At 67.9% G+C, this 19542-nt stretch carries 31 protein-coding genes and 1 pseudogene; 25 read left to right on the forward strand and 7 right to left on the reverse strand.

The window, feature by feature from the left end; translation table 11 throughout:
* The first annotated feature begins 4 nt into the window (after window positions 1-4).
* From AB6V31_RS10710 to AB6V31_RS10810, 21 genes are all read left to right on the forward strand, one after another.
* Window positions 5-922, forward strand: a complete 918-nt coding sequence (locus AB6V31_RS10710; RefSeq protein WP_369365562.1) for a hypothetical protein — start codon at window positions 5-7, stop codon at window positions 920-922.
* Window positions 922-1266 carry a hypothetical protein gene (locus AB6V31_RS10715; RefSeq protein ID WP_369365564.1) on the forward strand — a complete coding sequence of 115 codons (345 nt, stop codon included), beginning with the start codon at window positions 922-924 and terminating at the stop codon, window positions 1264-1266. Before AB6V31_RS10710 ends, AB6V31_RS10715 begins: the two co-directional genes overlap by 1 nt.
* 16 nt (window positions 1267-1282) lie before the next feature.
* Window positions 1283-1648 carry a hypothetical protein gene (locus tag AB6V31_RS10720; RefSeq protein ID WP_369365567.1) on the forward strand — a complete coding sequence of 122 codons (366 nt, stop codon included), beginning with the start codon at window positions 1283-1285 and terminating at the stop codon, window positions 1646-1648.
* Window positions 1645-1971 (forward strand): hypothetical protein, encoded by a 327-nt coding sequence (locus AB6V31_RS10725; RefSeq protein WP_369365569.1) that lies wholly within the window; start codon window positions 1645-1647, stop codon window positions 1969-1971. Before AB6V31_RS10720 ends, AB6V31_RS10725 begins: the two co-directional genes overlap by 4 nt.
* A gap of 12 nt (window positions 1972-1983) precedes the next feature.
* Window positions 1984-2304 carry a hypothetical protein gene (locus tag AB6V31_RS10730; protein WP_369365571.1) on the forward strand — a complete coding sequence of 107 codons (321 nt, stop codon included), beginning with the start codon at window positions 1984-1986 and terminating at the stop codon, window positions 2302-2304.
* Entirely contained in the window at window positions 2297-2719 is a 423-nt protein-coding gene (locus AB6V31_RS10735) for a minor capsid protein (protein ID WP_369365574.1), read from the forward strand. Before AB6V31_RS10730 ends, AB6V31_RS10735 begins: the two co-directional genes overlap by 8 nt.
* Window positions 2716-3513 carry an IPT/TIG domain-containing protein gene (locus tag AB6V31_RS10740; protein ID WP_369365576.1) on the forward strand — a complete coding sequence of 266 codons (798 nt, stop codon included), beginning with the start codon at window positions 2716-2718 and terminating at the stop codon, window positions 3511-3513. The genes AB6V31_RS10735 and AB6V31_RS10740 overlap by 4 nt, the downstream gene beginning before the upstream one ends.
* Before the next feature lie 2 nt (window positions 3514-3515).
* Entirely contained in the window at window positions 3516-3983 is a 468-nt protein-coding gene (locus AB6V31_RS10745; protein WP_369365578.1) for a hypothetical protein, read from the forward strand.
* Window positions 3980-4243, forward strand: coding sequence for a hypothetical protein (locus tag AB6V31_RS10750; protein ID WP_369365580.1), 264 nt, complete (start codon window positions 3980-3982; stop codon window positions 4241-4243). Before AB6V31_RS10745 ends, AB6V31_RS10750 begins: the two co-directional genes overlap by 4 nt.
* Window positions 4244-4246: 3 nt before the next feature.
* Window positions 4247-7081: a phage tail tape measure protein gene (locus AB6V31_RS10755; RefSeq protein ID WP_369365582.1), complete on the forward strand. Its 2835-nt coding sequence runs from the start codon at window positions 4247-4249 to the stop codon at window positions 7079-7081.
* A 14-nt stretch (window positions 7082-7095) separates the two neighbouring features.
* Window positions 7096-7929: a hypothetical protein gene (locus AB6V31_RS10760; protein WP_369365584.1), complete on the forward strand. Its 834-nt coding sequence runs from the start codon at window positions 7096-7098 to the stop codon at window positions 7927-7929.
* Window positions 7920-9140, forward strand: coding sequence for a hypothetical protein (locus AB6V31_RS10765; RefSeq protein ID WP_369365585.1), 1221 nt, complete (start codon window positions 7920-7922; stop codon window positions 9138-9140). Before AB6V31_RS10760 ends, AB6V31_RS10765 begins: the two co-directional genes overlap by 10 nt.
* A complete protein-coding gene (locus AB6V31_RS10770) occupies window positions 9140-9580 on the forward strand; it encodes a hypothetical protein (RefSeq protein ID WP_369365587.1) in 441 nt (146 codons plus the stop codon). Before AB6V31_RS10765 ends, AB6V31_RS10770 begins: the two co-directional genes overlap by 1 nt.
* A gap of 8 nt (window positions 9581-9588) precedes the next feature.
* On the forward strand, window positions 9589-10602 hold the full coding sequence (locus AB6V31_RS10775) for a hypothetical protein (protein WP_369365589.1): 1014 nt from the start codon (window positions 9589-9591) through the stop codon (window positions 10600-10602).
* Window positions 10603-10619: 17 nt separating this feature from the next.
* Window positions 10620-11531 carry a hypothetical protein gene (locus AB6V31_RS10780; protein WP_369365591.1) on the forward strand — a complete coding sequence of 304 codons (912 nt, stop codon included), beginning with the start codon at window positions 10620-10622 and terminating at the stop codon, window positions 11529-11531.
* On the forward strand, window positions 11528-12031 hold the full coding sequence (locus AB6V31_RS10785; RefSeq protein WP_369365593.1) for a hypothetical protein: 504 nt from the start codon (window positions 11528-11530) through the stop codon (window positions 12029-12031). Before AB6V31_RS10780 ends, AB6V31_RS10785 begins: the two co-directional genes overlap by 4 nt.
* On the forward strand, window positions 12024-12464 hold the full coding sequence (locus AB6V31_RS10790; RefSeq protein ID WP_369365595.1) for a hypothetical protein: 441 nt from the start codon (window positions 12024-12026) through the stop codon (window positions 12462-12464). The genes AB6V31_RS10785 and AB6V31_RS10790 overlap by 8 nt, the downstream gene beginning before the upstream one ends.
* A gap of 12 nt (window positions 12465-12476) precedes the next feature.
* The gene (locus tag AB6V31_RS10795; RefSeq protein ID WP_369365597.1) at window positions 12477-12887 is read left to right on the forward strand and encodes a hypothetical protein; all 411 of its coding nucleotides are present in this window, start codon (window positions 12477-12479) and stop codon (window positions 12885-12887) included.
* Entirely contained in the window at window positions 12884-13045 is a 162-nt protein-coding gene (locus AB6V31_RS10800; protein ID WP_369365599.1) for a hypothetical protein, read from the forward strand. Before AB6V31_RS10795 ends, AB6V31_RS10800 begins: the two co-directional genes overlap by 4 nt.
* A 104-nt stretch (window positions 13046-13149) precedes the next feature.
* Window positions 13150-13413, forward strand: coding sequence for a hypothetical protein (locus AB6V31_RS10805; RefSeq protein ID WP_369365601.1), 264 nt, complete (start codon window positions 13150-13152; stop codon window positions 13411-13413).
* A 2-nt stretch (window positions 13414-13415) separates the two neighbouring features.
* On the forward strand, window positions 13416-14852 hold the full coding sequence (locus AB6V31_RS10810) for a glycosyl hydrolase family 28-related protein (protein ID WP_369365603.1): 1437 nt from the start codon (window positions 13416-13418) through the stop codon (window positions 14850-14852).
* On the opposite strand, the gene AB6V31_RS10815 is transcribed toward AB6V31_RS10810, so the two are convergent.
* The 3 genes from AB6V31_RS10815 to AB6V31_RS10825 form a co-directional block, all read right to left on the reverse strand.
* Window positions 14752-15999: an O-antigen ligase family protein gene (locus AB6V31_RS10815; protein WP_369365604.1), complete on the reverse strand. Its 1248-nt coding sequence runs from the start codon at window positions 15997-15999 to the stop codon at window positions 14752-14754. The two genes, AB6V31_RS10810 and AB6V31_RS10815, sit on opposite strands and share 101 nt — an antisense overlap.
* A complete protein-coding gene (locus AB6V31_RS10820) occupies window positions 15989-16183 on the reverse strand; it encodes a hypothetical protein (protein ID WP_369365606.1) in 195 nt (64 codons plus the stop codon). Before AB6V31_RS10820 ends, AB6V31_RS10815 begins: the two co-directional genes overlap by 11 nt.
* A 118-nt stretch (window positions 16184-16301) precedes the next feature.
* The gene (locus AB6V31_RS10825; RefSeq protein WP_369365608.1) at window positions 16302-16481 is read right to left on the reverse strand and encodes a hypothetical protein; all 180 of its coding nucleotides are present in this window, start codon (window positions 16479-16481) and stop codon (window positions 16302-16304) included.
* Window positions 16482-16944: 463 nt separating this feature from the next.
* On the opposite strand from AB6V31_RS10825, the gene AB6V31_RS10830 reads away from it, so the two are divergent.
* Window positions 16945-17130: a hypothetical protein gene (locus AB6V31_RS10830; protein ID WP_369365610.1), complete on the forward strand. Its 186-nt coding sequence runs from the start codon at window positions 16945-16947 to the stop codon at window positions 17128-17130.
* Window positions 17131-17376: 246 nt separating this feature from the next.
* Here AB6V31_RS10830 and AB6V31_RS10835 read toward each other — a convergent pair whose 3' ends face one another.
* Together AB6V31_RS10835 and AB6V31_RS10840 are read right to left on the reverse strand one after the other, a co-directional pair.
* A complete protein-coding gene (locus AB6V31_RS10835) occupies window positions 17377-17637 on the reverse strand; it encodes a hypothetical protein (protein WP_369365612.1) in 261 nt (86 codons plus the stop codon).
* 20 nt (window positions 17638-17657) lie between these two features.
* The gene (locus AB6V31_RS10840) at window positions 17658-17942 is read right to left on the reverse strand and encodes a hypothetical protein (protein ID WP_369365614.1); all 285 of its coding nucleotides are present in this window, start codon (window positions 17940-17942) and stop codon (window positions 17658-17660) included.
* Between the two features lie 26 nt (window positions 17943-17968).
* Here AB6V31_RS10840 and AB6V31_RS10845 point away from each other — a divergent pair, with 26 nt between their 5' ends.
* Window positions 17969-18172, forward strand: a complete 204-nt coding sequence (locus AB6V31_RS10845; protein ID WP_369365617.1) for a hypothetical protein — start codon at window positions 17969-17971, stop codon at window positions 18170-18172.
* On the opposite strand, the gene AB6V31_RS10850 is transcribed toward AB6V31_RS10845, so the two are convergent.
* Together AB6V31_RS10850 and AB6V31_RS10855 are read right to left on the reverse strand one after the other, a co-directional pair.
* Window positions 18165-18470 (reverse strand): hypothetical protein, encoded by a 306-nt coding sequence (locus tag AB6V31_RS10850; RefSeq protein ID WP_369365619.1) that lies wholly within the window; start codon window positions 18468-18470, stop codon window positions 18165-18167. The genes AB6V31_RS10845 and AB6V31_RS10850 overlap by 8 nt on opposite strands.
* A gap of 35 nt (window positions 18471-18505) precedes the next feature.
* Entirely contained in the window at window positions 18506-18775 is a 270-nt protein-coding gene (locus tag AB6V31_RS10855) for a hypothetical protein (RefSeq protein WP_369365622.1), read from the reverse strand.
* A gap of 45 nt (window positions 18776-18820) precedes the next feature.
* On the opposite strand from AB6V31_RS10855, the gene AB6V31_RS10860 reads away from it, so the two are divergent.
* Both AB6V31_RS10860 and AB6V31_RS10865 read left to right on the forward strand, forming a co-directional pair.
* Complete coding sequence (locus AB6V31_RS10860) at window positions 18821-19027, forward strand: DUF3263 domain-containing protein (RefSeq protein ID WP_369365624.1); 207 nt, start codon at window positions 18821-18823, stop codon at window positions 19025-19027.
* Window positions 19028-19354: 327 nt separating this feature from the next.
* Window positions 19355-19465, forward strand: a pseudogene (locus AB6V31_RS10865) (ribonucleotide-diphosphate reductase subunit beta); the annotation flags it as partial.
* Between the last annotated feature and the right edge of the window lie 77 nt (window positions 19466-19542).

Raw genomic sequence — 19542 nt, forward strand, 5'->3', positions numbered from 1 at the left:
CGAGATGCAGACTTACCCCTACACCCCGTCGCAGATCGACGGGTCCACCGCGCAGGACTGGCTCGCCTTCCTGAACGCGCCCACGATGGTCGCGCGTCGCTTCGCCGAGATCGTCGACGCGCAGCAGTTCATCGGCAACTACCTGCTCTCCGCTCGGTACGCGATGACCGGTGGCATGATCGCCGTGCCCGCCAACGAGAAGATCCGCACCGACCGCAAGGCCAGCACGGTCGCTCCCGGTGGCGAGTACAAGCTCACGACGCTCAGCGCCGAGGAGTACGAGATCTACAACTCGATGATCGAAGGTCTCGCGACCGAGGTCACCGACGCGGAGGTCACTCGCAGCCGCCGTCAGCCGATCGACGATGCCTTCACCTTCCTGCAGACGGAGCTCGTCTTCGATGCCAACGAGATCGCCCTCGGCGTGATCGAGTCGTCGGTGACCCGCACCTTCGCCAGCAAGGCTGCGTGGACCAACGGCAAGGAGATCCTCCGCGCCGCGTACGCGGCCAAGGCGCTCACTCGCAAGCAGAAGCTCGGCTACTCCATCGACACTGCGGTGATCCCGGGCGAGCAGTACGCCGAGATCATGCCGGAGCTGCTCGACGTCCTCCCGAAGGACAGTGCCCTCGCCCTCGGGGACACGTTCCCCACCATCGGCGGCATCACGTGGATTCCCGAGGATGGCGACGACCTCACCGCGCCGCTGTTTCTCGACCGGCGCCGCTTCGGCGGCATCGCCCGCGAGCAGATTGCTTCGCCCGAGTACCGCCAGATCGGCGGCGACACGGGTGTCGAAATCGCCTCGGTGCGCAACATCGCCCTCGGCGACAAGACCCGCCTGCAGGCGCGCAACGTGCACGTCCCCGTCATCACCAACCCGCTCGCCGCGGTCTACGTCACCGGAACGGAGGCGCCCTGATGAGTACCCAGCACATCGCGAAGGCCCGCGTCGTCAAGGTCGCCGTCGGCGCCAGCAGTGGCAACCGCGTGGCCCGCATCCTGTTCGCTGGCGACATCGTCCCCGATGGCGTCGCCGAGGACCAGATCGAGCGACTGCTCGAGCGCGGCCTCATCGAGGCCGTCGAGTCGGGCGACGAGGAGGTCGACGAGGGCGCCTATGAGGGCGTCAACGTGACCGAGCTCAAGAAGCTCATATCCGAGCGCAACAAGGGTCGTGAGGGTGACACCAAGATCACTCCCGCGGAGCCCGGCAACCGTCCCGAGATCGTCGCGGCACTCCTCGCCGACGACGCCAGGCAGTAATGAACAGGGGGCGATGATGGCCATCACCACGGAAGACCTCGAGGTCAGCGACGACGATCTCCGTCGACGCATCATGGTGACCGCGCGCCGCATCGCCCCCTGTATCGACACCCTCGCCGACGGCTCGGAGGAGAAGGCCAACGCGGTCGCGATCCTCCGAGGCGTCGTCGCAGAGCTGCCCGAGGCTGGCGCGCGTCGCACGCGGTCCGTCAGCCGAAACGGCACATCCATGTCGTTCGCGGACATCGAGGCGGCATTCACATCGGAGACCCGCGCAGACCTCGAGTCGCTCTGCGCTGCGGCCCCTATCGGCATGCCCGAGGGGGCGTTCCCGGTGGATGACGTCTTCGACCGGCTCTGGCCCGAAGAGCGGTACTCGTGAGCTGGCCTGCGTCTTTCTTCTTCCCGCACCGCGTGATCGTCGAGGACGCCATACCCGCCGGAGGGGCGGGGACGAAGTTCGGCGAGCCGCGCGAGGTCATCGCTGAAGTGAAGGACGAGCAACGCATCGTCATCGGCGCCGACGCCAGCGAGCACGTCTCCAACACCCAAGTAACAGTGCCCCTTAGCGCCGCCGTCCCGGTTGGGTCGATGGTGACCGTCTGGGTCGGTCGAGTCGGCGCCCGTCGCGCGCGCGTCATCGCCGTGCAACGCGACGAGAATCCGCCACCGCTGCCCTCTCACCTGATCCTCTCGCTGCAGTAAGGAGGCTCGCCCATGGCCAAGTTCAACCCCATCAGGACGCAGCTCGAAGCATCCATCGCGAAAGGCCTCCGCAAGGGCGGCCAGGCCGTGATCAAGCGCATGAAAGAACTCAGCCCCACCGACACGGGCGACTCCGACAAGACGGGTTTCGTCGCCGTAGACGACCTTTCGGTGCAGGTGGGATTCACCTCGCTGGTGTCGCGGCTCAACAACGAGAACCTCGACTGGAACCACGACGGCGGGGGCCAGGCGAAGTTCGCCGAGGCGGCTGTCGACCAGGTCGACATCGGACCCATCATCGCCGGGCAGAATCGGGCGGACCTCGGTGGATGACGCCGAACTCACCCGCTGGCTCGTGGAGCAGCTCGGCTCAATCGACGGGTGGGTATGGTCCGCTGACGGGCCGTACGACCTCGCCGCCGACGTGACCCACCTGTACGAGGGGCCGATACCAGCTGAGGCGCGACGCGCCGTCGGCGTACGCGTGTTCGGCGGCTCGGATGACGAAGAGACCGAGACCAAGACGCGCCGCGTACAGCTTCGCTCGCGCGGCGACGAAGGCGATCCGAACGGCGCGAACCGTGTCGCGGATGCCGCCTTCGCACATCTTCGGCGCCTGCTGCGGGAGGGCTTCGTGAGCGCGATCACCCGCACCTCGTTCGATCCCGCCGGGGTCGACCAGAACGGTCGCGAATCGCGCACCGACAACTACCTGATCATCTTCGACAATGAGGAGGCTCCGTCGTGAGCAAGCGTGTCCCCACCCCTCCCGGCTTCGTCCGGGGCAAGTCCTACGAGTACGGCCTCCGCGTCAACGTCGCCGCCCGCGACGAGCCCGCCGAGTTCATCGACGTGCGGAAGCTGTTCGGCTACAGCCCCACCTTCACCCCCACCACCAGCGACGCCCGCACCTACGACGACGCTGGCTCCCAGAACAACAGTGTCGACGGATGGTCGTTCGCGCTCGGATTCTCGACGCACGTGCTGCGCTCGATGGAGACCGGTGAGTACCTGCCCGAGATCGAAGCGCTCCGCGCGCGCACGCTCCCGTCGGCTCTCGACCTGGACGCCGAGATCGAGGTGCAGTTCTTCCACAAGCCCGCCAAGGGCGCGCCCAACCTCGAGGACGCCGGCCAGGGATTCGCCACCGTCAGCTACCAGCGTGGGCAGACCGCTCCCGACGGTCAGACGGAGACGTGGAACTGGACCCTCACCGGCGTCGGCGCCTACGAGGAGATCGAGAACCCGTTCATCGGGTGGCCCGGAGACGCGCCCATCGTGTCCCTGCTCGAGCCCGCCACCGGCCCCGCTGGCGAGCTCGTCACCGTCCGCGGCACCGGGTTCAAGGACGCTGCCGGGACGATCCTCGTCACCGGCGCGGACGGCGTGAAGTTCGGCGGCACCAACGCCACCGACTACAACGTCGTCAGCGCCACCGCGCTCACCGCGATCGTCCCCGCCGGTGCGGCCGGTGCGGCCAACGTGGTCGTGAAGTCCGCCGCCGGCACCGCCGCGGCTCGTCCCTTCACCCGGACGGCCTGACCGTGCCCAGCGCGGTCGACTTCTCGGAGTGGGTCGCGCCCGGACTCAAGATGCCGCTGGGGGACCGGACCTACATGGTTCCGGCCCCCAGCGTCGAGCGGGCGAAGAAGATCCTCGCCCTCGCCGTCCGAGCAGAGGTCGACTTCAAAATCGTGACGGGCGATATCCCCGAAGGCGTGGCCGACGTGCTCGCCACCATCACGGGGGAGGAGCGCCCCGGCCTCGGAACGGCTGCCGCCGAGATGGTCGCCGACGGGGTGGACGTCTTCACCCTCAGTCGGATGCACACTTACTCGGTGTTCTACTGGGCTCGCGGCCGCGAGTACGCCGACGCGTTCGCGACCCTCGTCTGGGCAGAGCGCCCAGACGTCGACGACGAAGCGGAGGGCGACTCCCCAAAAGCGTTGACGCGCTTACTCCTGAGGAGTGGGCGCGGTACGGCGTCGGAGAGCCCATTGACCACGACGTGACCGGTGTCCCCATCTACGCCGACTACCGGGTCCCGCCGGAGGTGCAGGCGAAGACCGCGCAGGTCGACGGCCCCACCCTGGACATGTCCTGGCTGGCGATCGTCTCTCACTGGCGGCTCGTCGTCGCCGAGCTGCTCACGCGCGGCATCGACCTGCACCGCCGCGACGTGCTCGACGGCCCCTGGCTGAGCGTGCGCGCCGCCATCTTCGACCTCATCGACTCGCCCACACGGCTGCGGGAGGTCCTGAAACGGAGGTGACCCGTGGCCCTACGTGCTGCCGAGCTGGAAGTTTTGTACACGGCGAACACCTCCGACATCGACAAGGGCGAGCAGAAGGTCAAGGCCTCCGCCCAGCGCATCGAGTCGAACGCCGTCACCCAGAAGGTCGACGGGGACGCGAGCGAAGCCCTCGCCGACCTGGACCGGGTCGCCGCAGAGGCGAAGAAGCTCGTCTCCGAGCGGGCCGTGCTGCAGCTCGACGCCGACATCACCCGCACGGACAAGGCGCTCGAGCGCGCGAAGGCGAAGGTCGAAGACCTCACCATCCGCGGCGAGGCGGGCTTCGAAGTCACCGCCGAGGTGAAGCGCGCCGAGGCCAACCTCGCCCGCCTCGAGCAGCAGGCCGACCGGCTCAAGAGCCTCCGCGCGACCGTCGAGGTGGACGCCGACACCGTCAAGGCCGTCTCCGAGCTCGACAAGCTCGAGCCCGCCGCGAAGAGCGCCGCCGACAAGGCCGGCTCGGCCGGTGGTTCCTCGCTCGTGTCGTCGCTCGACGGCGCCACCCGCGGCGCGGGGGAGAAGGTCGGCACGGTCATCGGCTCCGGCGTTGAGGATTCCCTCGTGTCCGCGCTGACCGCCATCCCCGTCGCCGGTGGCATCATCCTCGCCGGTGTCGCGATCGGCAAGGCCATCACCGGCGCCATCCAGGACGGGCTGCAGCAGGAGGTCGGCTTCGACCGCCTCGAAGCCCTCACCGGCATCAGCCCCGCGTCCGCGCTCCGCATCGGCCGCGCCGCGGGGGAGGCGTACGCGAACGTCTTCGGTGACTCCATCGAAGCGAACCTCGACACCGCCCGGCTCGCGCTGCAGTTCGACATCATCGACGACAAGAGCACCACCGCCCAGGCGAAGCGCGTCGTCGAGGGCCTGTCGGGAATCTCGAGCGCCCTCGAGGAGGACGTGCGCCCCACGGCCACCGCTGTGACGACGCTGCTCAAGACGGGCCTGGCGTCCTCTGCGCAGCAGGCGTTCGACCTGCTCGCCGTCGGCCAGCGCGAAGGCGTCAACCGTGGTGAGGACCTGCTCGACACGTTCACCGAGTACCCGGTCGTGCTCAAGCGCCTGGGCCTCAGCGGCGCCGAATCGCTCGGTCTCATCAACCAGGGTCTGGAGGCGGGCGCGCGCAACAGCGACGTCGTCGCGGACGCGCTCAAGGAGTTCCAGATCCGCGCCACCGACGGGTCTAAGGCATCGGCTGCCGGGTTCGAGCGGCTCGGCCTTTCCGCCGAGGACATGACGGCCAAGATCGCCCGCGGCGGCAGTGACGCCCGCGACGGTCTGCAGGAGGTGCTGAACAAGCTCCGCGAGATCGAGGACCCCGTGCAGCGCAACGCTGCCGCCGTCGAGCTCTTCGGCACCAAGGCAGAGGACATGGGCGACGCGCTCTTCGCACTCGACCTGTCCAACGCGGTCGACCAGCTCGGCCAGGTGCAGGGCGCCGCGCAGAAGATGTTCGACACCATCGCGGACAATGACGCGACCCGCATCGAGCAGGCCGGACGCAACATCGAAGTCGCCATGGACGGCATCAAGGGAACGCTCGCGGCAGGCTTCTCACAGCCCTTGGCCGACGTCGCCACGTTCATCTCCGAGAACCGAGGACCGGTCACCCAGTTCTTCCTCGACCTCGTCAACGGGGCGCTCGACTTCGGCGAGTCCATGGTGAACGCCGCCGCCGACGGAGCCGCCGGGTTCGGTGACCTCATCGCAGGCCCGGGCGCCGACATGGTCGACCTGCTGATCGGGCTGCAGAAGGCGATCAACCCCTTCTCCGACACCTCGGAGCTTGAGGGGCTGCGCGACGGGATGCGCGACTTCGACGAGAAGACGCAGGCGGCGTCCGACACCATCCGGGGTCGGCTGCTTGGCGGGCTTGAGGTCGTGCGCTCCAAGGTCAACGAGTTCGGCGAGGGCGCAGTCGCGATGGGGTACCTGAACGACGCCTCCCTCCGACTCGCCAGCGCACTCGAAACCGTCGGCCTCGACGGCGACGGCGCACGGCTCTCCCTCGAGGGCGTCGACCTCGCCCACCTCAACGCCTCAGCATCCGGGGCGGCGCTCGAGACGCAGATCCGCAACGCAGCCTCCGCGCTCGAGTCCGAGCTCGACGCTGCACAGCGGGCGGGGGAGGGGCAGGAGGAGCTCACCGGCCGTTACAACACGGCCCGCGATGCTCTGATCGCTCAGATCGAGCAGATGGGTATCGGTCGTGACGCTGCTGCCGCGCTCGTAGACCAGGTGCTCCGCACCCCGCCGTCGGCGCGCACGGAGTTCTCGTCGAACGCCCCGGAGCAGCAGGCGCTCGCGCAGAGCCTTGCTCAGCGGATCGAGACGTTGCCCGACGGCAGCGTCGTGATCAAGGCGGATACGTCTCCGGCGCGCACCTCGATCGACCGTCTCGTCACAGATGCGAACGGCCGTGAGATCGTCGTCCGCGTCCGCGGTGACGGGTCGGTGCAGCTCCCCGGTGGGCGCGTCGCACTCCCGAACGCGAAGGGAAACCTCGTCGAGTTCATGGCGTCCGGCGGCATCCCCGACCTGACCCCGCTCTCGGGCGGCGCGACAGTCGTGTCGCCGAACACGTGGCGCGTCGTCGGCGACAGGGGCGATGTGGCCGAGGCGTTCATTCCGCTCGACGGGTCACCGCGGTCGATCGGGATTCTCGCCGAAGCGATCCGCCGCATGCCTGGCGTCGACACCAGCAGTGGTGGCGGTGGCGGGACGAGCGTGCACGTCGACGCTCGCTTCGAGCAGCGGGACGAGACCCTGCAGGTGCGGGCTCTCACCCGAGTGATCAAGCAGGCGCTCAGCGACTGACGGAAGGGGGCGCGATGGCTCGCACCACGATCCAGCTCGGACACCTCACCTTCCTCGACGCCGCCACACGCGGCGGGTACGGGTGGTTCTTCCGCGAGCTGACCGATTGGTGGGGTGGGACGGCCAACCGGCAACGTCCCGTCGCGCGCCCTCAGCGGCACGGTGCGTTCACGCGGACGCGGGCCACGCGTGCTGAGAAGGTCATGTCGTTCGAGGCGCTATATCGAGGCCGTAGCGCCTCTGAGGTGGAGCGCGCGTTCGACGAGCTCTCCGCCGTCGGGGCCGAAGCGCCTGTGCTGATGACCGTCAGCACCGACGACGGCCCCACCTGGCGGTCCGTAATCGTCGAAGACACCTCGGCGCGGTCGACCCACAACCGCCCACGCGGGTGGCAGACGGTCGACCTGTCGAGCGACGACCCCCGCCGGTACCGCACCGGCACACCCGTCACCACGGGCCCGCCCTCCCCGGGGCAGGGTCTCGTGTTCCCGGCGAAGTTCCCCGCGATCTGGCCGGGCGGCGGTTCGGCGGGGCGCGTCACCCTCCCCAACGAGGGCCGCGCCCCATCCGCCGTTTCGCTCACCCTCGCCGGTGGGTTCTCGTCGGCGCTGATCACCTGCGTCGAAACCGGCGCGCGGGTCGGCCTCGCCCGGCCCGTCGCCGCCGGCCAGACGGTCGTCATCGAGAACGGGCGCGCCACCCTCAACGGGCAGGACATCTCCCGGTGGCTCCGCTTCCGCGAGTGGACCGAGGTCCCCGGGCTCCTGTCCCGCACGTTCCAGCTCGAGGCGGCGGACCCGGTGGGGCAGCCCACCCTCACCGGAAGGGTGGACCACGCGTGGTGGTGACTCGATTCTTCCTGTTCGAGACCCGCGGCGGGCAGCAGCTCGTCGAGCTCGAGCCGTCGTCGTTCGACTGGCAGGAGCAGTCGAACATCGCCGAGACGGTCAACCTCCGCTTCGTCGACCACGTCGACGAGTGGCGGAACCTCTTCACCCCGTGGAAGCACTCCATCGCCGTCGACGTCGGCGGCCACTTCTTGGGCGGGCCGATCCTCCCGCAGGACTTCGACCGCGACAACGGGATGCTGTCCGTCACGGCGCGCGGGCTCCGGCGCATGCTGGACGGCTTCCCCGTTCTGCCCCCGCCGCCGGGACTGCTCACCAGCACACCGCCGGACTGGCTCGCGCCGGACGGGAAACCCGCCACCGGGTTCGACACCATCATCGAGGGCGTCGACCACGGCACCATCGGGAAACGCATCATGCAGCAGGTGTGCCTGTGGCCCGGGTGGAACGACATCCCCATCCGCTTCCACGCCGACCGCCCCGGCACGCGCAGCGAGTCGTACGTCGCCGTCGAACGGAAGATGGTCGGGGCCGCTCTCACCGACCTGTCGAACCAGGACGCCGGCCCCGACATTCGCCTTCGCCTCGAGCGGACCAGCGATGACAGCTTCGGGTGGGTGTACGAGTCCGGCACGGAGGAGCAGCCCCGGCTGCAGGGTGAGGCTCCGCTCACGTGGGAACCGTCCGACGTCACCGGCGTCGGCACCCGCATGGACCCGACCCGCATGGGCTCCGTGTCGTGGGCGTCCGCGGGGCGCTCGTCCGACACGACGTTGCTGCGGATGCTGTACGACCCGTACCTCGTGGACCGCGGCTTCCCGCTGCTGCACCTCGACGCTGACGTTTCGACGAGCACGAAGGACCCGGCCACCCTCGACTCCGGGAACGTGGAGACGCTGCGCACTGCGCGGCATCCGTGGGAGTTCTGGGAGTTCGACGCCCCGACCGACGCGTCCCCGTTCCCGTACGAGTACGGGTGCGGCGACGTCGCGGAGATCTTCCTCTCCGAACAGCAGCGGGTGAACCTCGGGCTCCTCTCCGGGCCCGGCGTGCTCACCGGTCCCGGCGTCCTCACGGGCGGGACCAGCACCGACCCGATCTACGACTACCTGCCTGCCGGGTCCTACCCGCGCCGCATCGTCGGGCTGTCGGGTTCGGATCGGTCGGAGTTCATCAAGGTCACCTGCGGCGAGATCTACGAGGAGGTCTGATGGCTGACCCGTCCCCGTCCCGTGACGGTCTCGCGCAGATTGCTGACCAGATCAATGCCCTCTGGCGCGAGGTCAGAGACCTCAAGGCGCCGTCGGGGACGCAGCAGGCGAACGCCGTCGCGCGGCTCGAGGCTGCCGTCGTCAACTTGCAGCAGCAGCAGGCACAGATCGTCGCCACGCAGCTCGTCCAGGCCGCGCAGCAGGAGCAGATCACCATCCTCGTGAGCGACCTCGACGAGCGGATCACCGACTTCATCAACGAGAACATCGACGACATCGTCGCCGCCCAGGTCACCGCGGCGCTCGCGGCAGCCGACATCACGATCGGCCGCGCGGGGGGCACTGTCCGCATCCCCGCAGCGCTCACCACCGACCTCACCAGCACGTCCGGGCGGTTCGTCGCCTGGATCGGCGGCGACAACCGCATCGGCCACACGTAGGAGGCACCATGCTCACCCCCTCTCTCCCGAGCGAAGGAGCATCCGGCGTCCCCGTCGGTGCATGGCGTCGGCTCGATGCTGGCCTATTCGCCCGCGCGGCTGACGGCACTCCTCGCACCGGCATCCTCTCCATGACCTCCGACGATCTGGTCACCGGCACGACGGACCTGGCGATGACGTACCGCATCGGCCCGTTCGTCGCGGTCACCGCGCGCGGCACGGGTGTCGAGCGCATCGCGAACGACGCATCGGAGACGATCGGCACGGACGCGGCGCCGCAGGCGAACTCCCGCATCGACGTGATCTGGGTGCGCGCGACCTTCGTCCTCGACGGGGACACTGCACCGACCACCACGTTCGGCGTGTCCAAGGGTGCGGCGAACCAGAATCCGCAGAAGCCGCCGATCCCCGCTGGTGCGTTGGAGCTCGCGACGGCGGAGGTGAAGTCGTCCGACCTGGCGACGCAGACGGTGCTGATCACTCAGACGTGGCGGTACACCGCCGCGGCGGGTGGTGTCGTGCGGCTGCGGAACAAGGCAGAGATGGACGCGTGGGCCCCCGCGAACGGCGCGCTCGCGTACCGCCTCGACACGGGGGAGACGATCACCCGTGCGGGCGGCGCGTGGGAGGGCGTGACGACGTCGTATGACCCGGTGTGGTCTGCGGCTGCGACGCCGCCGACGATGGGCCAGTCGACGATCTCGGGCGAGTACGTCCGGCGAGGGAAGTGGGTGCACTTCTCCCTGCGGTTCCAGATCAAGACGGGCGCGAACGGCGGGACTGGGCCGTGGCGGTTCTCGCTGCCGGTGCAGGCCGCGGCGGGTGGCCGGCAGGTGGTCGCCGCGCACATCGAGAACGCGGGTGTCGCGTTCTACCCCGCCACGGGGACCATCGAGGGCGGCTCGAACGTCGTCGGCCTCATCGCCCACACCGGTACCGGTGGCGGCGGCGGGCTCTCGTCGGCTGCCGGTCTCGGCGCGGACTCCATCGTGGCGATCAGCGGCTCATACCGCGCCGCCTGAGTGAAGGGACCGAAGCCGTGGCCTGGAAGAACGGGTACATCCCCGAGTCGGATCTTGTCATCTTCAACCGCGGATGGAACGACACCGACGGGAACTGGTACTGGGGCCTCACACCGGCGACGTACGCCCGACACCTGGCACTCGTCGACCGTGCCCACGATCGCACGGGCCGGTGGCTTTCGCCGGGCGACGGGTGGTCGACGGTGCGCCCCATGGCGGGGCAGCAGATCGCCCGCCGCCTCTTCGGGAACGGTGCCGCCGCTCCGGGCACGTCATCGCACGGCGGGTTCTGGGAGGGGCGGGAGACGCTCGCCGTCGACTACTCGAACTGGGCGTGGGTGTACAGCGGTGATCGCGCAGCGTTCTACGCCGACTGCCGTGCTGTCGGCCTGTCGCCCGGGATGATCGAGCCCTCCCGCGGGTACCCCGACGAGCCGTGGCACGTCATCGACCTCAACCCTCGCGGACCGGTCCCCGCGTCCAGCAACGCCAAGCCCTTCGAGGAGGAGGACGACATGCCGTACACCCCTGAGCAGATCAAGCAGATGACGAAGGACGGACTTTTCGAGTTCTTCCGTGACGTCAACACCGGACCCGCCGAGGGCCAGCGGTGGGCGTTCGCCGACGTGATCGCCGCGCAGATGTGGTCGCACCTGATCACCGCGCAGGACGGTGCAGGCAACGAGATCCGAGACGCCGTCGGCACGCCCATCCAGTACACCGCCGCGGGGTACGTCGCCTCGACGAACGCTCGTGTCGGCGGCACCCCTGCTGCGGTGGACGCGCAGGCGCTCGCCAGCATGCTCGCCCCGCTCCTGGCCCCGCTGATCCAGAACGTGGGTGCGCTCACGGATGAGCAGGTGCGGGGGATTGCGAAGGCGGCATCCGACGAGATCGACCGCCGCCAGCGCGAACGCCTCGCCTCGTGAGCATCACCGCGCGCATCCGACGTGCGAGCATCTGGCACCCGGAAGCCATCCCGCTGAGGGAGCAGAAGTACCGATCGCTCAAGCGCGTCTGGGTGCCCGCGTACGACGTCCTCGCCGTGTGCGCCGGCGTCGCCGGGGTGATCTACGGTTCGCGTCTGCTCGACCGTCTCTACGGCGACTTCACCGACGTGGTCGCGGGATTCTTCGCCGTCGTCGCGCTGGTGTGCCTCTTCGGGGTGGCGTTCCCCCGCCACTGGAAGATCGCATTCGCCGGCACCAGCCTGCTCGTCGGGATGGTCGTCGCGTACGCGTTCGCCATCCTCGTATCCCCGTCACCGGAGCAGCTGCTCGCGAAGGAAGCGCCGTCGTGGTTCATCTTCACGATGCTGCTGCTGACACTGCCGCTGCCGGTGTTCTATCTCGAGCTCCTCGCCACGGAATGGGCTGACCGGCGGGCGGTGGAACGGCGTCAGCGCCTGATCGGGGGCGTTGGTGAGTGAAAGCGGAGTCATCGTCGCCCTCATCGGACTCGCATCCGCCGTCCTCGTCGCCCTGATCGCCGTCTGGCGGTTCTGGCGCAAGGACCGCGCGGACGCTGACGCCGTCGAAGAGGGCACCATCAGCGGCCGGTTCAAGGACGCCGACACCCTCATGCAGTACATCGACCAGCGCGTCGACGAGCGCACACGCAAGCTCGCCGAGGACCAGGCCGCGACGGCTGGCGAACTCGAGAAGGTGAAGCGGCAGTACGCCGAGCTCGCCGAAGCCGTGCGCACCGTCATCTCGCTGCAGTGGGTCTGGGACCAGCGGGGTCGTCACGGTGACCTTCCGATGCTGCCTGACCCGATCCTCTATCAGCTCGGGCTCGGACACCTCACGGAGGGGTGGGCGACCGAGCCCACCTCTCATCCGAAATCGGAACCATCGTCCTGAAAGGACCGTCTCATGGACATCGCTATCCCGGCCATCCCCGTCGGCATCCTCACCCTCCTCGCGTTCTTCGCGCCCTACGCGATCGGCGCGCTCAACGGCGTTCTCCCGTTCGTGCAGAAAGCGTGGCAGCGCAAGGTGGTGTCGATCCTCTTCGCCCTCGCGCTCGCCGTCGTCGTTGTCGTGTTCTACGTGATGATCACCGGTGAGCCAATCGGTAACATCTGGGTCTTCATGCTGCTTGCCGTGGTCATCGTTTCCGCGTCATACGCGCTCATTACCGGCGGCACGGCGAAGGCGATCGAGCGTCGAACGGACCTCACCCTGCCCCGCCCCGGCGATTCCACGCGCGCCGAGTACCAAGCTGCGCTCGACCCGCACAACCCGTCCGCGTTCCGGGACCCCGGCGCGCACAACGAACCGTGATCGAGTTCGTCGGGGTCGCCCTGCTCCTGTTCGTCGGAGTGCCGGCGGCCCTGTTCGCGGTCCTGCTCTTCTGGCTGATCGTGGCCTACCTGATGGGCGGGACGATCGGTCTCGTTCTGCACGCGAGCGACACGCATCGACGGCGGAACCGTCGGTGACCCGCATCGCCTGCGCCGCGGCGGCCGTCCTCCTCGTGTGGGCTGTCGCCGCGGTCACCTACCCGGCGCTCTCTCGGGCGCACGCCGACCGCTGAGGAGAAGCCATGCCCTTCGACCCGCCCGTGTGGCGCGACTTCACGCCCGGCTTCGACATCACCGCCGAGAAGCTCGACGTCCTTGGCTCGCAGTACGGCTCTGTCGCGGAGGACGCCGACCAGCCCGATACCCCCGTCGGCGCCGCCATCACCCGCGCGATCGCCGCGGCCGGTGTCGGCGGTGGTTGGACCGACAACGGCGACGGCACCATCACTCTCAACCCCGGCACGTTCATCGACAACGGTGACGGCACGATCACTCTCGGAGGCTGACCATGGCTGGCGACATCTACAGCAAGGCCGGCGCGGATGCCGCGTTCGTGCACGACACGTCCGCGGGGCGTCAGGCGCTCGCCCAGTCGCCTGAGATAACCAGCACGATTGGTGCTGTCGGCGGTGAGAAGTTCGCGCCCATCTTCGGCTGGGCCATCGCTACCGATCCCCGCTGGGGGATCATGGGCGACGGGGTGACGGACGACTCCGCCGCGATCAACGCGATGCTGCAGGAGGTCTACCGCAGCGCCAAGGGAGACTTCGGCGGCGGTGTTGCATACTTCCCCGCCGGCACCTACATCTGCGAAGACATCCAGCTTCGTTCCCGCGTCACGATCAAGGGCGCGGGAAAGCGCGCGACTCGCTTCAAGGCGAAAGCGGGCGGCACTGCTTCGTCGGTGTTCTCGTTGCGGCCCGGGCCCGTGCAGAGCTCTGTGCTCGAAGACTTCGAAGTCATGGGTAATGGGAACGCTGGTCAGCACGGCATCCGCCTCACGGCCACCCTCGGGACGTTCTCGAGCGGCGGATGGTGGGAGTCCGCGATGCGCCGCGTCCGCGTGAGCGGCTTCGCGGGACACCAAATCTGGCTCGAAGGCGGCGTAGGCGGGTTCCTGCCGCACCAGTTCCTCGCCTTCGAGCACGTCGAGGCGTTCAGCCTGGGAGGGCTGCACGCTCTCCACGTCACCGGGCAGACCGGCCAGGTCAGCTACACCGCCTGCCAGTTCGACGGTGACGGCATCGTTGTTGCAGACGGCGAAGACGGAGCATCCGTCTACATCGGATCTCTCAGCTACTCACACACCTTCATCAACACGACCTTCCAAGAAAACCTCTACGGCATCATCCTGGACGGGCCGTCGCCGGTCACCCTCCTCGGCTGCTACTGGGAGAACATCGGCCGTGCCGCGCTCGCGAAAGGCGGAACGCGACTGCTTCGGGTCATCGCGCCCAGCATCTCGAACGGCGCTCACGTATCGGACAACAGTGGGTACATCTTCCGCGCCGAAGCAGCATCGTTCCTGGTGTGGGACTCGGTCAAGGCTGGGGGAACCGTCGACCGTGTTCAGTCCACGGACACGACTTCCGTCATCTCGGGCTCGTCCTACTTGGGCCCGACTCAGCCGGGGGCAGGTTCTACCGGGGTGACCAAGAACATCGCCGAGTCCGGTGGCGTGATCACGCTGAACACTGCGGCCACCACGTTCCTGGTGAATGGGTCCGCGAACACGATCGTTACGATCTCGGGCACGTTCCGGTCCCCGGGCGAGCAGGTCCGAATCAAGGCCCACGGAGGAAGCATCGTCCTCGGCCAGACCGGCAACATCTCTGTCGGAAAGGTCAGCGGGACGTTGACCGTTCCGACAGACGCATGGGTGACACTGTGCCGCGTCGATTCGGGCGGGAAAGACTGGGTTGTGGTGGGGATGTCTCCCGCGTGACCTGGGGCCGCGCCGCGATAGCCGCATAGACGAGCGTCAGCGTGGCCAAGGCGTACCAGCTCATGAAGTCGAACGACATGCCCATTCCGAGCAGTCCGATCCAGCCGGGCAGATAACGCCGGCTGGATCGGACTGTCAGACCAACGAGAACGGTGACGGCCAAAACCAGACCGATAAGTCCACCTTGTGCGAGGAAGCTCACGTACTGGTTGTCGATCGTGAAGAAGCCATCGTTGACGAAGTAACCCGACGTGTAGAGATTGCGCACGTCGTAACCGCTGCCGATGAGAGCTTGCGGGGCGTCCCTGCCGAATGCGAGTGATGGGATCGCAGCGATCGAGTTGAGCCGGTGACCAGCGTTCCGCTGGTCGAATTCCTGCTCAAACACGGTGGCCACGAACCCGCTGGCGGCCACGAGCACCACGGCGGCCATAGCGGACAGGATCGCGAACGTCACGCCAACGGGGGTCGCGCGGTTGAGGAACCAGTAAATGACGATGAGCGCTGCGATCACGGCGGCGGATGCGCTGCCCGTGAGCAGCACCCCGACGACGAACACAGCGACCAGGATCATGCGCATGGCGGCGTGTGACCGGCGCGCGCACACGAATCCGAGCGCGACCAGCAGAACGAAGCTGAGCGCGAGCGGGTGGGCCAGAGTTCCCTGCGCCCGAGGTGCACCCTCGAAGAACGGGTTCTCGGGCGACAGTCGGAAAGGCGTGCCGAGCAGGACCCCTGTCCGGAGGAGCACTTCGCCGAAGGCCAGCGCCGTCTCAACAACGGCGAGGGCGATGACAGCCTGCACCACCCGACGCTTCTCGCGATCGCCGGCGCTGTAGGCCGCCCAATATGCAGGAATGGCGACGGCGCCGATCAGCAAGGAGAACGGGTTCGCTTCGGTGAAGACCAGAGACGAGATCGTCACGATCACGTAGAACGCAACGAGCGGCCATACGAAGGGCGGGCGCTTGAGTCGCTTGCCCGCTACGCCGAGCCCGGTCAGAAGCGCGAGCAGGGCGACGAAGATCGGGTAGAAGCTGCCTACGGGCAGCTGTGCGGTGGCGGATGACGGCCATAGCGTCAGGGCCGTTATCGCGATCGTCAGCGCGATGCCGAGCGCACGCTGGCCGTGTGAATCATTCGTCACGAGAACCGCGCGCAACGTGGTGCAGTGCCGCGAGGGAGCCGACAAGGGCTCCGAACAGCCCCAAGGCTCCGGACACCACGAGCGCGTAATCCAGGTCGAAGCCGAGGATTGCCATGACGACGAAGGGCAGCAGGGCGAAGATGCCCGCCCAGGAACCTACCGTCTGCCAAGCCGCCGACCTCATGCGCTCACCGTAGCGCAGTCCCGGCTACTGCATCTTTTCGGCGCAGATTGCACCATCCACGACAACGCCCCCGGCAACCCTCATCTCGAGGTGACGCCGGGGGCGTTTCGTCGTTAGGTCAGCGGCTGGCGGGTGCAGCGCGCAGGCTGTCCTCCATGTAGAAGCTGACCGCGCCGTTCACATCGGCGACGCCATAGATGCGCCGGCTCTTCGCAACGTCGCGGATATCGACGACCTTGCCTCGGGCGCCGTCGGTGGGCATGACGTCGTCGTCAATCTGAAATCTAGGAATGCTCATGCCCCGAGCATGTCGAAGAAGTGGCGGTGAGCGCTACTCGGAGCGCACGTGCAGCAGGATCCACCCGTCAGGCACCAGCGCCCGCAGCGCGGACTCGTCGCTGTCAGCCCTCAGGCCACCGCGGCGGGGAGGCGGTGCGGCATGGTCGTGACAAGCAGCGAACGCTACCACCTGCCCCCACCCCGGGCCTTGCTGCCGAAGCGCGCTCGGAATCCGAGGTCCCAGAATCTAGCAGTTCTTGACTGGGAGCACATGCCCCCCATTTGGGGGACAATCACCACGTAAGTTACGCAGTGTCCCCGCCGTCACCTCCAAAGGATGCCCCCTCGATGGCGGCGGGAACACCTGAACCGTACTCGCGCGGGCTATGGCCAACGCTGGACCTTGACGCACCACGGAACGTGTGAATGCCATCGCGGCCAGGTGGGTATCCGTGATCCTGACATGAGCGTAGAGTCCGGACATGGACGGCGACGCGAGATCTCATGACGATGACATCGCCGCCGAGCACTGGGACGACGAAGGCGGACACCTGGCGTCGGAAAGAAAGAACGCCGACGAGGCGATGAAGGTTCCGATCGCGCGATCGTCGAGCGGCACGGCGCGGTCGCGTTCACCTCACCAGATTGCGCACTTCCCGCCCCTATAGATCGCGAAGAGGGCGAGGCTCAGCACCACGTCCGGGCGCAGTGGGCGGGACATGACGTGAGGCTACGCCCACATTCCGGCCCCGCGGGCGGCGACGTGACACTCTCGTCAGGTGGACAATCCCCACGGCGATGTTTCGCCGCGAAAACCGATCTGAATCACTCGTGCGCAGATAGCGCTACCCACACGACGCCCCCGGTGTCCCTCTTCGGAGGTGACACCGGGGGCGTTTCGTCGTTGGCCGGGCTCAGCGCAGCGTCAGCATCCGGCTGATGAGGGTCGTGGGGTCATCGCTCACCCACTCGGTAACGCCCGGCTCGCCAGGGAGTTCCGAAGCGAAATACGTGGCCCGGTCGCGCTCTTCCTGGGTGAAGGAGCCGATCAGGTCGAGGTCCGGGTGAACGTATACGGTCCATTGCCCAGGGGAGTTCTTGCGCACGGTCACCTGGGCGCTGTTGACGGTGAGGTCGAACGGGTCGTTTTGGTCCAGCAACTGATAGATATCCATAGGCCGAAGATAGCGGCGGGCTACGCGGAGCGTACGTGCAGCAGGATCCACCCCTCGGGCACCAGGGCCCGCAGCGCGGCCATGTCGGCGGCTTCGATGTCGCGTGCCTCGTCGCGGCGGGAGAAAGTCCCCGTCGCGGTGAGCAGCGTCGTCCCGCCCGTCATCTTCACCGGCACGTTGACCAGGTCGAACCCGGCCGGCGCCTGCGCCTCGAGAGTCTCCTGCACTTCGGCGAGGGAGTGGCCTTCGACGTCGACGGTGGTGGTCTCACGGGGGCGGATGGTTCCGATCAGCACGTCAGCCATCGTACGAGCCCCGCTACGGTGGCCAGGTGAAGCCCATCGATTTTGACGCCCTGGAAGATATCGCGACCGAGCTCCGCGACGCGTCCGCGAGCCTGGAAGCCGTGTTCGCTGCTCGAGGTGTGCCGGCGGGCGCGGGGATCTCCATCGACGACGACGAAGCAATGGCAGCGGTCGACCGGATGCGCCGCGCCCTCGCCCGCCAGGCTGTCTGGCTCGACGCGACTATCTGACCGCACCGAAGCCGGTCGTCCCGTGCGCGGGCGCTGAGCGGCGCTCCCGGCCGACGTGCGCCCACGCCGCTGCGCCGGGGATCTCAGCGATGATCGCGGCGACCAGGGCGGCGGTGTGCTCGTCGTCGTAGTACCCCGCCCACTTCCCAGCCTCCATCGCCAGAACATCGCCCCGGTCGTCGGCCACCTCGAGCAGCTCCGCGATCACCGGGGCCGTGTCGGTCTCGTACCGGTTACGGGAGCAAATCGTCGACAGGCGGATGCCGAGCATCACATCAGGGTGCAGGGGGCGGGACATACCGGGGACGATACGCTCGGCCACCGACACCCGGGTCAGGTGGACAGGATGAGGACGAACACGATCATCGCGACCAGGGCGACGGCACCGAGTCCAGCGCCGACGGCGGGCGCGATCCACTGTCCACCCGTGCGGCGCGCGTTCAGCGCCGCGAGGACACCGACGATCACCGCGGCCACCGCGACCAGGGAGAAGATGATCTTCAGCCCGGGGAACAGGATCAGCACCCCGAGCAGGCTGACCGCGCCGAGGGCGATCGCGGTGATGCCGATGCCGCTGATGGGTGCGGGGCGAGGGGTGCTCATCCGCCCAGGGTAGCGATGTCGGAACCCCCGAGCATCATGGTCACCATGACGAGCACCGACATCACCGTGCTGCTCGACTTCGAGCGTCAGCACGAGAAGCACACGAGCCAGAAGGAATGGCTCATCATGAAGGACCTCCGCCTGCGACCCGCCCGGTACTACCAACTGCTGCTGCGCGCCGCCCGATCCCTCGAGGGGTGGGCTGAGGACCCCATGCTCTGTGACCGGATCCTCCACCGCGCCACGGCATGAAGAAAGCCCCCGCTCGGGATCGCGGGGGCTGATCTTCTGCTAGTCATGGCCCGTCCTGTGGGTCGTGGATCAGAAGGTTGCTTTGTGCCGTTGGCGGGGACTCCGTCGTCCCCTGCTCATCTTCTGGCGTGCCGCGCTTCCGCGTTCACCGCCACCGGCCTGGTGGTGTTCGTGCTCATGTGCATAAAACTAGCGTGCGTGCACGCACTGCGCAAGCACGCGTGCCTGCGTGTCGCTCGCTTGCCCACATCTTGCCCACGGAACACACCGGGCGTAGCCGTCCGTAGTTGTCCTACAACCGCATAAATCGGGGGTCGCCAGAAGCGGGCAAACGCGCCCAGCGGCCTTGAATAAAACCACGACTTCTTCAGTGGCTCGGGCTCGTCGTACGTCATCGGCAAGGCCGAGGCCACCGAGGACGACGACTGGGACTTCTGAGTCCCGACGCCCACGACGAAGCCCGCCCCGCATCGTGCGAGGGCGGGCTTCGTCGTTCCCTCCGCCGTCGCCGGCGC

This window comes from Microbacterium sp. 16-032, assembly GCF_041079455.1.
Taxonomy (GTDB): Bacteria; Actinomycetota; Actinomycetes; order Actinomycetales; family Microbacteriaceae; genus Microbacterium; species Microbacterium testaceum_A.

Bases quoted from the DNA above. Each gene is read 5' to 3' on its own strand.
- AB6V31_RS10775 (WP_369365589.1), top strand. From the start codon at position 9,589: ATGCTCACCCCCTCTCTCCCGAGCGAAGGAGCATCCGGCGTCCCCGTC.
- AB6V31_RS10860 (WP_369365624.1), top strand. From the start codon at position 18,821: ATGACGAGCACCGACATCACCGTGCTGCTCGACTTCGAGCGTCAGCAC.
- AB6V31_RS10760 (WP_369365584.1), top strand. From the start codon at position 7,096: ATGGCTCGCACCACGATCCAGCTCGGACACCTCACCTTCCTCGACGCC.
- AB6V31_RS10825 (WP_369365608.1), bottom strand. From the start codon at position 16,481: ATGAGCATTCCTAGATTTCAGATTGACGACGACGTCATGCCCACCGAC.
- AB6V31_RS10770 (WP_369365587.1), top strand. From the start codon at position 9,140: ATGGCTGACCCGTCCCCGTCCCGTGACGGTCTCGCGCAGATTGCTGAC.
- AB6V31_RS10810 (WP_369365603.1), top strand. From the start codon at position 13,416: ATGGCTGGCGACATCTACAGCAAGGCCGGCGCGGATGCCGCGTTCGTG.
- AB6V31_RS10830 (WP_369365610.1), top strand. From the start codon at position 16,945: ATGGACGGCGACGCGAGATCTCATGACGATGACATCGCCGCCGAGCAC.
- AB6V31_RS10710 (WP_369365562.1), top strand. From the start codon at position 5: ATGCAGACTTACCCCTACACCCCGTCGCAGATCGACGGGTCCACCGCG.
- AB6V31_RS10840 (WP_369365614.1), bottom strand. From the start codon at position 17,942: ATGGCTGACGTGCTGATCGGAACCATCCGCCCCCGTGAGACCACCACC.
- AB6V31_RS10835 (WP_369365612.1), bottom strand. From the start codon at position 17,637: ATGGATATCTATCAGTTGCTGGACCAAAACGACCCGTTCGACCTCACC.
- AB6V31_RS10730 (WP_369365571.1), top strand. From the start codon at position 1,984: ATGGCCAAGTTCAACCCCATCAGGACGCAGCTCGAAGCATCCATCGCG.
- AB6V31_RS10850 (WP_369365619.1), bottom strand. From the start codon at position 18,470: ATGTCCCGCCCCCTGCACCCTGATGTGATGCTCGGCATCCGCCTGTCG.
- AB6V31_RS10715 (WP_369365564.1), top strand. From the start codon at position 922: ATGAGTACCCAGCACATCGCGAAGGCCCGCGTCGTCAAGGTCGCCGTC.
- AB6V31_RS10795 (WP_369365597.1), top strand. From the start codon at position 12,477: ATGGACATCGCTATCCCGGCCATCCCCGTCGGCATCCTCACCCTCCTC.
- AB6V31_RS10820 (WP_369365606.1), bottom strand. From the start codon at position 16,183: ATGAGGTCGGCGGCTTGGCAGACGGTAGGTTCCTGGGCGGGCATCTTC.
- AB6V31_RS10720 (WP_369365567.1), top strand. From the start codon at position 1,283: ATGGCCATCACCACGGAAGACCTCGAGGTCAGCGACGACGATCTCCGT.
- AB6V31_RS10855 (WP_369365622.1), bottom strand. From the start codon at position 18,775: ATGAGCACCCCTCGCCCCGCACCCATCAGCGGCATCGGCATCACCGCG.
- AB6V31_RS10805 (WP_369365601.1), top strand. From the start codon at position 13,150: ATGCCCTTCGACCCGCCCGTGTGGCGCGACTTCACGCCCGGCTTCGAC.